The organism is Furfurilactobacillus milii (assembly GCF_021654115.1).
Lineage (GTDB): Bacteria > Bacillota > Bacilli > Lactobacillales > Lactobacillaceae > Furfurilactobacillus > Furfurilactobacillus milii.
On the sequence record NZ_JAIWJF010000002.1, the window covers coordinates 384177 to 397829 of the forward strand.

Below are 13653 nucleotides of genomic sequence, written 5' to 3' on the forward strand. Positions count from 1 at the left end.
GACCAACTATGCTGGAATTAAAAAACATCAACAAATCATTTGCACAACGCAAAATTTTAAATAACTTTTCAATGGTTGTTCCTGACCAACAAATTGTGAGTATCGTCGGTCCCTCTGGTGCCGGCAAAACGACCTTGTTACGGTGCATTGCTGGATTAGAACGGCCAGACTCGGGCAGCTTTCTTTTAGACGGTCAACCGTTTGATCCAGTTGAGGATCGTGGCAGTGAACGTAAAATCGGTGTTGTATTTCAAGACTTTAATTTGTTTCCTAATCTAAGCGTGTTCGACAACATCATGTTGGCGCCCAAAATGGTGACGGGCCAGACGACAAAACAGGCCCGTGAACAAGTTGAGCCGTTGGTTGAATCGCTTGGATTGACTCGAGTCGTTAAACAGTATCCATTTCAGTTATCAGGTGGTCAAAAACAGCGTGTTGCAATTGCACGAGCTTTGGCTATGGAACCAGCTATTTTATGTTATGACGAGCCAACGTCAGCATTAGACCCAACGCTTCGCGATATGGTCGGCCAACTCATTTTAGACCTCAAAAAACGAGGGATTACCCAGATTGTTGTCACGCATGATCAGCAGTTTGCGGAAAAAATTGCTGATCAGGTTGTGACAGTTAAACCACTGAATGCCTAAGGTCATGTTAGTTTGACCAGGGATAGTGGGGAGGATGAAGATAATGATTCGAAAACGAACAATAAGCAGGTATCGACGATTAGCGGCATTAGTTGTCGTCGTGCTAATGGGCATTTTAGTTTTGAGTGGGTGTGAGAGCGTTGCTACCCGTGCGGATCATCAAGATACCTGGCAACATATAAAACGCCGTGGAACGGTCGTTATTGGTGTTGATGATAGCTTTGTGCCGATGGGTTTTCGCGAAAAAAATGGGAAATTGGTTGGCTACGATGTGGATCTAGCGAAGGCCACGTTTGCCCAGTATGGGCTCAAAGTGGATTTTCAGACGATTGACTGGTCAATGAAGGAAACAGAATTGCGAAATGGAACGATTGATGCGATTTGGAATGGTTATACCATAACACCTCAGCGGGCAGCCAAAGTGGCGTTTTCCCGACCATACCTCAGAAATCGTCAGGTGTTGGTAACTAAGAGAAAGCAAAACATCCGACAGTTTTCGGATATGAAGGGCAAAATCTTAGGACTACAAACTGGATCGTCAGCTCAAACGCTAGTTAACCAAAAGCCTAAACTACTGAAACAATATATCAAAGGATCACCGATAACATATGACACGTTTAATGATGCCTTTATTGATCTTAACGTTAACCGTATTCAGGGATTATTGATCGATCAAGTGTATGCAGGCTATTACGTTAAACACGAACCTAATCCGTCTGCTTATCGAACGATTGTTGGCGATTTTGCCGGGGAAGACTACGCGGTTGGCTTACGTAAGGGGGATGTTACCTTACGTAAAAAAATTAACCAGGCCTTTGTTAAACTGGCTAAGAATGGGCAACTTAGTCAGATCAACCACAAATGGTTCGGTCAGGATTCAGATTCATTAATTCAGAAGTAGCTTTTATGGAATATTCGCGGTTTTCAACGTTCAGTTAAATTTTTAATAATGATAAATATTAAAAAGTCGTATGACACAAATTTAGAGACCATAAGAATTTGTGTCATACGATTTTTCGATAGCGGTTCTAGGCGAGAGGATTGTTTTTAAGGGGCATTTCAGCTAGTATAAAGCAATGATGACTACACAAATTTATTTTAACGGAGGCGGTTGGAATTGAAACAGGATTTAGCAAACGGTGTTCATTTAACCGTTCTCCCAACTACACAATTTAAAACAGTTAGTGTGCTGGTATCATTTTGCTCACCGGTTCAATTAGCAACGTTAACGACGCGTTCATTATTGGCTGATCTATTAGAGACCAGTTCGGCGATGTACCCGACACAAACGGCATTGGCTGCAGTGCTGAGCAATATGTATGGTGCAAATTTTAATACGAATGTCACTAAAATGGGCAACTTAGCTCAGTTTCAGTTTGCACTGACCCTAGCCAATGGTCGCTATCTAGAAGGACAACCTAATTTATTGGCTGACGGATTTCATTTCCTAAACGAAGTGATGTTAAATCCATTGGTTAGCACGCAAAACGGTATTACCGGTTTTGATCAGCAAACGTTTGATCGACAAAAAGAAAATTTGGCCATTGCCTTACGCGCCGTTAGTGACGATAAGATGCTGTACGCACGTTTACAGGCACAGCATTTGCACTTTGGCGACACTGCGGCCGCTTATCCTAGTGCAGGTCGGCTAGCTGACGTCGAGAGTCTAACGGCACAGTCAGTTTATAATGAATATCGACGTATTTTGACTGAAGATGAAGTGTTTATTTATGTTATGGGTGACGTTGATGCTGATGAAGTGGCAACGTTGCTTGATTCATTTGATTTAACGGATCGCCCATCGATGTCACGACAAATTACGATACCACAGGAAGCTCCTTCGGGTGTCACCAGCAAAGTGGAACATCAGTCGATAACACAAGCTAAGCTTGACCTGATTTATCATTTGCCGGTTCATTATGGTGACAATCAGTATTTCGCGGCGCAGGTTTTTAACGGACTGTTTGGCGGAACGCCGCTATCATTGTTGTTTACTAACGTTCGTGAAAAGAAGAGCCTAGCCTACTATGCTAATTCAGGCATTAATTTCTTTAATCAAACGTTATTGGTACAGGCCGGTATCGATGGAGAGCAGGCGGTGACTGTGCAGCAGATCATTGGTGAGCAACTGGCTGATCTGGCAGTGGGGAAGTTTAGTGTGGACCGCATGAGTCAGGTAAAGGAAACGTTGATTAATCAACGTGAAGCGGCTCAGGATGCGCCACGATTGGTAGTTGGTTCTGAATTATTGGGTGACTTAACGGCTAGACCAATGACTGTAAGTGATTGGATTGATGGAATCAATGCTGTCACAGCCCAGGATGTTGCCGTAATTGCACAGCAAACGAGTTTGGCAACGAGTTATTTACTTAGTAAATAGCCAGCTAAAATTCAAATTGCCAATTTACAAAGTATCTGATTGATAAGGAGACAACTGTGGAAAAACACGATTATCAGCAGTTAGGCGAAACTATTTATGAAGAAACGCTGCCCAATGGTTTACTGGTGCAGTTGCTGCCAAAGGCAGGTTTTCATAAGACATATGCCTTAATGACAACTGACTTCGGTTCAACGGATCGAACGTTTACACCACGTGGGGCTGATGAAGCAGTGACCATTCCAGATGGGGTTGCCCATTTTTTGGAACACAAGATGTTTGAAAAAGCAGATCACGATGCATTCGATCTGTTTGGACAATATGGTGCAGATGCAAACGCATATACGAGTTTTACACGAACCAGTTATTTGTTTGCTGCAAGTCGTCATCTCAAAGAAAATTTAGATATTCTTTTGGATTTTGTTCAAGATCCTTACTTTACCGAGGCTACTGTAGCTAAGGAAAAAGGGATTATCGGGCAAGAAATTCAAATGTATGATGATGACCCAAGCTGGCAGTTACTTATGGGTATTGTGGGCAACTTATATCCAACAGAACCCGTTCATATTGATATTGCCGGAACGGTCGATTCAATTAGTCAGATTACGGCAGAGCAATTGATGTCGACGTACCAAACGTTTTACCATCCAAGTAATATGAATTTATTTATTGTGGGGGCGTTTGAGCCTGATTCAGTAATGACTTGGATTAAAGAAAATCAGGCCGGCAAGGCATTTGAACAACCGGCTGCAATTGACCGAACGATCATTGAAAATCATGATCAAACGGAGATTCTTCCTTATCGAAGTCGCCACTTGGACGTCACAATGCCGAAGTCAATTGTGGGGCTTCGTGGTTTAGACGATGTGCCCAGTGGGCGTGATGGATTAAAATATAGTTTGGCTGCATCCTTGTTGCTAGATATGCTGTTTGCTGACACCAGTGAGACGTATCTGAAGCTTTACGATGCTGGCATTATTGATGATAGTTTTGACTATGATTTTTCCTTGGAACGTGGGTTCCACTTTTTGACCGTCAGCAGTGATACCGATGATCCAAACGGTTTTTCAGAGGCGATTATTAATGTGTTAGAGCATGTTAGTGATTACCTATCCGGTCAGCCGGCTATTGAAAACTTTGAATTGGTTAAGCGTGAAGCAATCGGCCATCATATAATGATGTTGAATTCAGTGGAAGCAATTGCCAACGCATATGAAGGCAAGCTGTTTGATAATGCTAATTTACTTGATGAGACACAGCTGTTAGAGTCACTAACTTTAGCGGACGTTCAGTCTTTGGCAGAAGCCTTAATTCAATCTGAAGGAATTAGTGTGTTTGATGTTTTGCCAACTGAAGATACGGAAGATCTTGAAAATTCTTAAAAAAATTCACCGTTTTTGTAATTCAATAACAGGAACAGGCTGTTATGCTATACTTAAATTCAACGTGTCATTAACGTATTCTATAAAGATGGAGTCTTTATCTTATGAGTGAGGAAACACCAACGATTGGTCAAAAGTTGCAAGAAGCCCGCAATGCAAAGGGTTTAACAATTGATGACGTTCAACAAAGTACAAAAATTCAACGTCGCTACCTCATAGCCATTGAAGACGGCAAGTTTGATGAGTTGCCAGGCGATTTTTACGTGCGGGCATTTATTAAACAATACGCCCAAGCGGTTGATTTGAACGGCGATGAGCTATTAAAAGATTATAACGATCAGTTGCCACAGGCGGCTGCAACACATGTTATGCCAGCTGATGAGGCCCCGGCAACACGGGAAAAGACACCTCAAGTGCGCGAAAGTAACGGAACATTGGAACGGTTACGTTCCATCTTACCAATTGCACTAGTAACGTTGTTAGTTGTGGTTATTCTTGGTGCCATTTGGGTGTTTGCGGTGCGTAATGGGAATAAGTCCAGCAACAATAGTCAGATTTCCAGCAGTGCAGTTAAGGTAAGCTCTTCGAAAGATACTGAATCCAGCAGCTCAAGTAGCGCCAGTTCAAGTAGTTCTAGCAGCTCATCCAGTAGCTCAAGTTCGAGCAGTTCAAGTAGTAGTTCTAGTTCAGATAAGTCGAAGAAAAACAGCAAGGCAAAGTTAGTCTCTGTTTCTACGACGGGCGGTAACAGCACCTATCGTTTGGAAAATGCTCCTGCTACGAATAAAGTTACTATTGCTGCTGACAATGCTGCATCTTGGATGCAAGTTACACCCGCAGGTAGTTCTGCACTTTATGTCGGAACAATGCAAAGCGGTAAGTCACAAACAGTCTCCTTACCTAACGGCGCAACTTCGGTCGCAATTTCATTTGGTAATCGACCAGCGACTAAGATTCAAATCAACGGTAAAGATGTTGATATTAGTAAGGGGACTGGCAATACTGGTGTCCTGACAATTCAACTGCAGGCAGCTACCAGTAAAGCGAAATAACGTATAAGCAGAGGTCACATTGTGAATTTACCTAATAAATTAACGGTTTTTCGAATCATTTTGATTCCAGTTTTCTTGATCATTATGGCAATTCCCTTTAATTGGGGAGTTGTTACGTGGGCCGGCACGAATATTCCGGTCACGAGTTTGATTGGCACGATTATTTTTATTGTTGCGTCACTAACTGATTTTTTGGATGGTCGAATTGCGCGGGGACAGCATTTGGTCACAAACTTTGGTAAGTTTGCCGATCCACTTGCTGATAAAATGCTGGTAATGACTGCTTTTGTCATTTTAGTTGAGATGGGCAAGGCACCAGCTTGGGTTGTTGCAATTATCGTGTGTCGCGAACTTGCAATCACCGGCTTGCGGTTATTAATTGTTGAAAACGATGGCACTGTGATGGCTGCGGCTTATCCAGGTAAAATCAAAACAACCACGCAAATGTTATCAATTATTCTGTTATTCTTGAATAATGTGTTCTTTAATAACATTCATGTACCGATGGCTGGCATTCTGCTTTATGTCTGCTTATTCTTCACGATCTATTCAGGAATTGATTACTTCGTCCAAAATCGGAGTGTTTTCAGCGATGGGTTTAAATAACGATTTTTAGGACACCTTTGCAAATTGTGAAGGTGTCTTTTTTAATACTGTTTTCAATTTTTCAGGGCAACGGTCATGTGCAAACTGTTTTATAATTAAAGTTGCACGAACATTTGTGACTAAAATGCGTATGTTAGGAGTGAACATCGTTTGCAAGCAGAAATTATCGCCGTTGGTACGGAAATTTTATTAGGACAGATCGACAACACGAATGCGAGTTATGTTGCCCGTGGGCTAGCCGGACTGGGTATTAATGTATTCCATCAACAGGTAGTTGGTGACAATCCGGAACGTTTGGATGATGCCATTGCATTGGCGGAGAAGCGAAGTGATCTCGTTGTTGTGATGGGTGGTCTCGGACCTACACGAGATGATTTAACCAAGCAAGTTGTTGCAAGACATTTAGGCCGGAAATTAGTGGTTGATGAGCAGGCGCTCAATAAGATTGTTACGCATTATAAAACGACTGGACGGTCACTAGGTGACAACGATCGTTTGCAGGCGTTGTATGTGGACGGTGGCCGTTCATTACCTAACGAAAATGGTATGGCTGTCGGTGACTTTATTCATCAGGCAAACTGGACAGACTTTTTAGTCCTGCCAGGACCGCCACGTGAATTAATCGATATGTTTGATCGAACAGTCGTGCCGGTCTTAAGGGATACGTATCAAATTGAACAGCGGCTAAAGTCCCGAGTCTTAAGGTATTTTGGGATTGGCGAAGCAGATTTGGCGCGTCAATTAGATGATTTGATTGATAATCAGACGAATCCGACGTTAGCCACCTATGCTAAAAGCGGTGAAGTCACGTTGCGTTTGACTGCTAACGCCAAAGACGACCAGGTTGCTAATGCTTTGTTAGATAAAATGGAGAAGACCGTTCAAGATCGCATTGGGCAGTACTTTTACGGCTACGGAGACGATAACGATTTGGCAACTGTAGTTGTTAATCAGCTCATTGCGCATCATTTAAGTATTACGGCAGCTGAAAGTTTAACTGCTGGTTTATTTCAAAGTACGATTGGATCGGTTCCTGGCGTTTCAGCTGTTTTTCCGGGCGGTTTTGTAACGTATGCGGCTTCTGCGAAACATGAGCTGATTGCTGTTCCACAATCTGTGATTGATCAATTCGGCGTGGTTAGTGAGCAGACAGCTATTTGGATGGCACAGCAATCGAAGAAATTGTTGCATACAGATATCGCGGTTTCATTTACTGGGGTTGCAGGTCCAGACGAGTTAGAAGGTCATCCGGCTGGCACAGTTTGGATTGGCTTAGCATATCGTGACGAACCAGTAGTTGCACATGAATATCACTTTGCGGATGATCGCCAATTAAATCGTTGGCGATCTGTACTAAACGGATTGGATCTGATTCGTCGTGCTATCAACGATCATAACTGATGCGAACTTTTGTTCGATTTTCCTTGCTTTTTGTTCTATTACTCGGTATCATAATGACATTAGGTTATGTGATTGAAGGAGGATTTGCCCTTGGCAGATGCACGTCAGGCAGCCTTAGATGCTGCACTAAAAAAAATTGAAAAAAACTTTGGTAAGGGATCCATTATGCGTTTGGGTGAAAATGTAAACACTCAAATTTCCACGATTCCTTCCGGCTCTCTGAAACTGGACGATGCACTGGGCGTAGGTGGTTACCCGCGTGGGCGGATCGTTGAAGTTTATGGCCCTGAATCATCAGGTAAGACAACAATTGCGTTACACGCTGTTGCTGAAGTTCAAAAGATGGGTGGCACGGCGGCGTACATCGATGCCGAAAACGCGTTAGATGCCCAATATGCTGAAGCCTTAGGTGTCAAAGTCGATGATTTATTATTGTCTCAACCAGACACTGGTGAGCAGGGATTGGAAATTACGGATGCGTTAGTTTCCTCTGGTGCGATTGACATTGTTGTCATTGATTCAGTAGCTGCTTTAGTTCCTCGCGCTGAAATCGAAGGTGAAATGGGTGATGCTCATGTCGGCCTTCAAGCACGATTGATGTCACAGGCTTTGCGGAAACTTTCTGGAACCATTAACAAAACAAAGACCATCGCAATCTTTATCAATCAGATTCGTGAAAAAGTTGGTGTGATGTTTGGGAATCCAGAAACGACACCGGGTGGACGGGCACTTAAGTTTTATGCCACAATTCGCCTAGAAGTACGTCGTGCTGAGCAGATTAAAGATGGCACTGAAGTGAAGGGGAACCGTACTAGGATTAAGGTTGTTAAGAACAAGGTAGCTTCACCATTCCGTGTTGCAGAAGTCGACATTATGTACGGACACGGCATTTCTCAATCGGGTGAACTGCTGGACATGGCGGTTGACAAGGATATTGTCGACAAGTCTGGTGCTTGGTATTCGTATGATGGTGAGCGGATCGGTCAAGGCCGTGAAAATGTTAAGGCTTATCTAGAGGCCGATGAGCATCAAGCAATGCGTCAAGAAATCTATGATAAAGTGCGTAAGGCATATAACATGGACGGAAACGCAGACGATGAAGATTCGGAATCTACTGAAAACGATACGAAAAACGCTAAGACAGCAAAAGCATCATCCACTAAAGCGGCTAAGTCTTCAGCAAAGGACAGTGAAACAACGTTAGATGTTTAACTGGATGCTTTGTGCTTAGGATTGAAACGTTTAAAAAAATAAAATCCAATCAATTTTCAAAAGACGCTGACATTATGCTAGCGTCTTTTTTTTGCAGAAAAAAGTTGACTTTTGTCTTCATCACTTATATAGTTAGTTACATAAGTAATTAACCGCATAAGTGATGGAGGAGATATCATGCAAAAAACACCAGTAGTTTCAGTAAGTGGGTTACACAAAACCTATGGGCGTAAGAATGAACAACAATATGAAGCTTTAAAAGGGATTGACTTTACGATTGATGAAGGCGAATTTGTTGGCATTATGGGGGCTTCAGGGTCGGGTAAAACAACGCTCCTTAACTTACTATCTACACTTGATACACCAACGAGTGGCAGTGTTGAGGTGAATGGGCAAGATATAACCGGGTTCAAGGGAAAAGCATTATCAGATTTCCGTTCAGAAGAAATCGGTTTTATCTTTCAGGACTTCAATCTTCTAGAGAGTTTGACGGCTAAAGAAAACATTGCTTTGCCCTTATCACTTCAAGGGGTAAAGAAAGCGGAAATTTCAAAGGCAGTTAAAGAAGTGGCCACAACATTGTCGATTGAAAATTTGTTATCTAAATACCCTACAGAACTGTCGGGAGGTCAAAAGCAGCGCGTAGCGGCCGCTAGAGCGATTGTTCATCGTCCCGCAATCATTATGGGGGATGAACCAACCGGTGCCTTAGATTCAAAGTCTGCGCGTGATTTACTAGATTTAATGACAGATATTAATAAAAACCAACACGTTTCTGTCCTACTGGTTACACATGATCCTTTTTCTGCCAGTTTTTGTGACCGAATCTTGTTCATTCAAGACGGTCAAATTGGTCAGGAATTAAAAAAAGCTGACAATAATCGCCAAACTTTTTATCAAGAAATTCTGAACCAATTGGGTACTTTTGAACAGTAAGCGGGGGAATGATATGTTAACTAAATTATCATTAGCAGGAATTAAAAATTGTTTTAAAGATTACTTAGTTTTACTTACCGGTCTTATTATCTCAGCAGCCGTTTTTTACATGTTTGCCAATTTAGCGACAAATCGTGAATTTGTTAAATCCAATACTCAAATTTCCATGGCTTCACAAGTTTTTATCTTCGGCATGATTTTGCTGATTTTGATTACAATCGTGTACATTGCCTATGCGAATTCATTTTTGTTAAGCATGCGACAACATGATTATGGTTTATTTATGATGTTGGGTGCTAAAAAGAATCGCATTGGCGAACTCGTTTTTATTGAAACGCTGCTGATTGGTGTGATTTCCACCATCGTCGGGATTGTTTTAGGAATAGGCATGAGTATGGGACTATCCCAAATTTTATTTAATCAATTGGGGCTGACTGTGCATCATTTTAATGCTCTTTATTGGCCGGCAATTGTGACCACAATTTGTCTGTATGTCGGTTTGTTTCTCTTATCTGGCATTTTCAATTTAGCTAAATTGGTCAGAACACCAGTGCTCAAATTGTTACACATAGATGATGAGGTTTATCTAACGAAAAGGCGGCCATTAGTGCAATTAACGGAAATTGTAGCAGGCGTTTTGCTACTAGCAATTGGATACATTGCTATGGCCAAAATCATGACGTTACAGCTGCTGGCTGTTCCACTAGCACTTGTGACAATAACACTTGGTAGCTATTTGCTATTTAGTGCAGTTATTGTCGGTGCTGTTGAATTACTGAAGCAAACAAATTTCGCTAACAAAAAATTGCATAATTTTACATTAGCTCAGATCATGTTCAGAGTTCGTAGCTATACGCGAATTCTGACGATTGTATCGTTACTATTTGCTTTAGCGTTAGGGGCAATTAGTGTTGGTGCAGGTTTTCAACGACAAGCACCGCAGATGGCAAAATCGACTAGTGCCTATACAATGGCAATTAACGATATGAACAAACAGGAACACAACCTGGTCAATCAGTTGAACGACACGCACACATTGACCTATTCTCAAAAGATTGTTGGCAACACGGTGTACTATAACGAACAAGAATTTGTTGATCATCCTCTGCCGATGCTGGATAGCCGTCAGGCATTAAACGACGGTTCACTCAAGACGCTACCTATTGCTCAGTTTAAGAAGGTAGCCTTGGATGATATGGATTTCACCGGACTAGTTCCGAAAAATGGTCAACAGAAAAGTGAGTTTGCGACTCAAAGCGATTTTGAAAATTTAAACACGGCCACTACTCACACAGTGACGATCATTCGTTTAAATAATGTCCTAGCTCAACGAAAAATTTTGGACCGTTTAGAGAAACTTCAACAGCAACGTTTTCCAGTACCGACTATGGCGACAGTGGGTGGCTTTCAAACCTACAAAATGTTCAATGCACTCTTCAGTGGCTTAGAATTCATGGGATTTTTCCTCGGCTTTGCCTTTTTGGCGATGCTTGCTAGTTGCCTGATGTTCAAGATTTTGTCTGGTGCAAATAAGGATGTTGTTCGCTACAATATGCTGAACCGGATTGGAACTAGACGGGCGCTGATGAAGCAGGCGGTGCGTGGTGAAATTTTGACACTGTTTGCGCTGCCAGGTGTTTTGGGCATTGTCGATGTATTATTCGGATTACAGATGTTTAAGCCACTGATGTATCATCCCTATGCAATGACGGGTTGGTCAATTTTGATTTTCTGTGTTTTATACGGTGTTTATTATGGAATCACGACATTAATCTATGAACGGCTTGTAATTCCTAAAGAACAGATGAACGGCTAATCGATTCAAAAGTAAAAAATCAATTTTAGGTTAATTGCTTGATTGACGAAGCAACGGACAATCGCGTATCCTTATCTTGCTAACACATAAAGAAAGCTAAGGCTGGAGAAAAAACATGCACTTTGACTTTGATGGCAATACGCCACTTTATTTACAAGTGGCAGAACAAATTGAAGAAGCCATTTTAACGAATGGTTTTAAGTCTGGGGAACAAGTGCCGTCAACGACCGAGATTTCCAGGGAATTTCACATTAACCCTGCAACCGTGTTAAAGGGTATGAATATTTTGGTTAACGATGAGATTATTGAAAAGCGTCGTGGACTTGGCATGTTTGTATTGGAAGGCGCACGTGAACGGATTACGGACAAGCGGCGTACCCAATTTTATGAAGACAACATTCAGCCACTGATTAATGCCGCAAGGCAAATCGGTCTTTCGGAAGCTGTTTTGGCAGAGATGATTAAACGGGGGTATGCAGATAATGGCACTGACAATCACAAAATTGACTAAGCACGCAGGACGCAAAATGCTCCTTCACAGTGCCAATCTAACGTTTGAACCGGAAACAATTTATGGTCTACTGGGTCGTAACGGGGCTGGCAAAAGTACTTTACTAAATATGGTTGCCGACCGAATTCCGCGATCAAGTGGTGAAATAACAATTGACGGTCAATCAGTTCACGAAAATGATCATGTTTTACAACGACTTTTTTTGGCCAGCGAAGATAACCTGTATCCCGCGCGTGAAAGGGTAAGTAGCTTATTTAAGATCACGAAGCAACTGTATGGCGATTTTGATGTTGACTATGCTGACTATTTAGCTAAAGCATTTGGGTTAAATACACGCACTAGTTTTGGACGCTTATCGACGGGTTACCGAACTATTTTTAAGGACATTGTTGCACTTTGCGTACCGGCAGATTACATCATGTTAGACGAACCAGTTCTTGGCCTTGATGCTGGACATCGTGAACTATTTTACCGCGAGTTGATAACCACGTATGCAGACCGTCCGCGAACCTTTATTATTGCGACCCACTTGATTGAAGAAGTAGAAACGATTCTAAATAATGTGATTGTGATTAATCAGGGTCAAATTAAACTGGCTGAGCCTGTCGAGGCACTGATGGCCCGATCATATCGTTTAGCTGGGCCAAGCGATGCAATGGCAACGTTCTTGCCTAATGTTAAAGTGCTGTCGCAAAGTTCATTTGGACATGAAACGAGGGCAATTGTAACAATGATTGGATCGCCGGCATTACCAGAGGGAATTGCTAAACAGTCTTTGAGCTTGCAGGATCTGTTTGTGGCATTAACGGAGGATAGTCATGAAGATTAAACCAGTTTATCAATTTCGTCTTCAGCGTGATGCAAAACTACTGGGATGGGGTTATTTAGCTTCGTTCGTTGGCTTGTGGTTCATTCCGTTTTTGATCAGATGGATGACCAGTGGTCTTAAAGCAGCGCTGCCACTCAAACCGTATCTCGCAACTAATGCGTTAGAGTCGATTATGGTCTTGTTTCTCTTTGTAGTCGGCGCACTTGTGTATCAGGGATTTGAATTATTTGTTCAAAATGGTATTTCACGGCGCACTTATTGGACAGGAAAATTACTGAGCCTGATGACAATTGCTGTTGGCATTTCCTTTATTAATGTTTTATATCGGCTACTGGTAGCACAGCCGCTGGGGATGCGAACGTTTGAAAGCGCGGGTCGCGCAGAATTTGGTCACTTCATTCAACATGGCAATATTGATATTTTTTGGTTTTGGATTCGTGCACTGAGTACGTTGACGTTAGCGCTGGCACTCGGTATGCTAGTTGGCTCTGTATTGGGGCTAATGACGACTAGGTGGAAGATTATTACATTTGTTGTTGCGCCAATCATTGGTCTTGGCCTGCTGACATTTATTTTGTACGCCGGTACAAATGGTGGTCAACCGATTTCATTCACATCGACTTGGTTGGGAAGTCTATTCCGGGTGATGTACGGATTTGATGGCTACATTCGCTATCAACACCCATTAAATTTAGTTATCACAAACTTTATTTTAAGTGCAATCTGCTTGGCTGTTAGTTACTACTTTAACCGTTTGCTACGCCTAAGACGAGTTTAATGGAGACAAACGTTAGCCATCGTTTATTGACAGCTTGCTCGTTTATCAGTAAACTGAAATTGTGTAAATAATCAATTTAACATCTTACAAGTTTGCGGCTGGCTTA

13 protein-coding genes are annotated in these 13653 nt (G+C 42.1%); all 13 read left to right on the plus strand.

The features are described from left to right. The first annotated feature begins 8 nt into the window (after positions 1-8). Entirely contained in the window at positions 9-647 is a 639-nt protein-coding gene (locus tag LDK34_RS04250) for an amino acid ABC transporter ATP-binding protein (RefSeq protein WP_236941509.1), read from the plus strand. A gap of 43 nt (positions 648-690) precedes the next feature. Beyond that, complete coding sequence (locus LDK34_RS04255; RefSeq protein ID WP_178942739.1) at positions 691-1548, plus strand: amino acid ABC transporter substrate-binding protein; 858 nt, start codon at positions 691-693, stop codon at positions 1546-1548. A 216-nt stretch (positions 1549-1764) separates the two neighbouring features. After that, positions 1765-3027: an EF-P 5-aminopentanol modification-associated protein YfmF gene (yfmF, locus tag LDK34_RS04260; protein ID WP_178942738.1), complete on the plus strand. Its 1263-nt coding sequence runs from the start codon at positions 1765-1767 to the stop codon at positions 3025-3027. Positions 3028-3083: 56 nt separating this feature from the next. Beyond that, positions 3084-4406: an EF-P 5-aminopentanol modification-associated protein YfmH gene (gene yfmH / locus LDK34_RS04265; protein ID WP_236941510.1), complete on the plus strand. Its 1323-nt coding sequence runs from the start codon at positions 3084-3086 to the stop codon at positions 4404-4406. Between the two features lie 104 nt (positions 4407-4510). After that, a complete protein-coding gene (locus tag LDK34_RS04270) occupies positions 4511-5458 on the plus strand; it encodes a helix-turn-helix domain-containing protein (protein WP_178942736.1) in 948 nt (315 codons plus the stop codon). Between the two features lie 21 nt (positions 5459-5479). Then, positions 5480-6064 (plus strand): CDP-diacylglycerol--glycerol-3-phosphate 3-phosphatidyltransferase, encoded by a 585-nt coding sequence (gene pgsA / locus LDK34_RS04275; RefSeq protein ID WP_178942735.1) that lies wholly within the window; start codon positions 5480-5482, stop codon positions 6062-6064. Positions 6065-6214: 150 nt separating this feature from the next. Then, complete coding sequence (locus LDK34_RS04280) at positions 6215-7465, plus strand: competence/damage-inducible protein A (RefSeq protein ID WP_178942734.1); 1251 nt, start codon at positions 6215-6217, stop codon at positions 7463-7465. 90 nt (positions 7466-7555) lie between these two features. Next, entirely contained in the window at positions 7556-8677 is a 1122-nt protein-coding gene (gene recA / locus LDK34_RS04285; protein ID WP_178942733.1) for a recombinase RecA, read from the plus strand. A 177-nt stretch (positions 8678-8854) separates the two neighbouring features. Beyond that, positions 8855-9613: an ABC transporter ATP-binding protein gene (locus LDK34_RS04290; protein WP_161004280.1), complete on the plus strand. Its 759-nt coding sequence runs from the start codon at positions 8855-8857 to the stop codon at positions 9611-9613. 13 nt (positions 9614-9626) lie between these two features. Continuing rightward, positions 9627-11429, plus strand: a complete 1803-nt coding sequence (locus LDK34_RS04295; protein ID WP_178942732.1) for an FtsX-like permease family protein — start codon at positions 9627-9629, stop codon at positions 11427-11429. Between the two features lie 115 nt (positions 11430-11544). Beyond that, positions 11545-11940: a GntR family transcriptional regulator gene (locus LDK34_RS04300; RefSeq protein WP_178942731.1), complete on the plus strand. Its 396-nt coding sequence runs from the start codon at positions 11545-11547 to the stop codon at positions 11938-11940. Then, positions 11912-12769 (plus strand): ATP-binding cassette domain-containing protein, encoded by an 858-nt coding sequence (locus LDK34_RS04305; RefSeq protein ID WP_178942730.1) that lies wholly within the window; start codon positions 11912-11914, stop codon positions 12767-12769. The genes LDK34_RS04300 and LDK34_RS04305 overlap by 29 nt, the downstream gene beginning before the upstream one ends. Next, on the plus strand, positions 12759-13547 hold the full coding sequence (locus LDK34_RS04310) for a hypothetical protein (protein WP_178942729.1): 789 nt from the start codon (positions 12759-12761) through the stop codon (positions 13545-13547). The genes LDK34_RS04305 and LDK34_RS04310 overlap by 11 nt, the downstream gene beginning before the upstream one ends. The last annotated feature ends 106 nt before the right edge of the window (positions 13548-13653 follow it).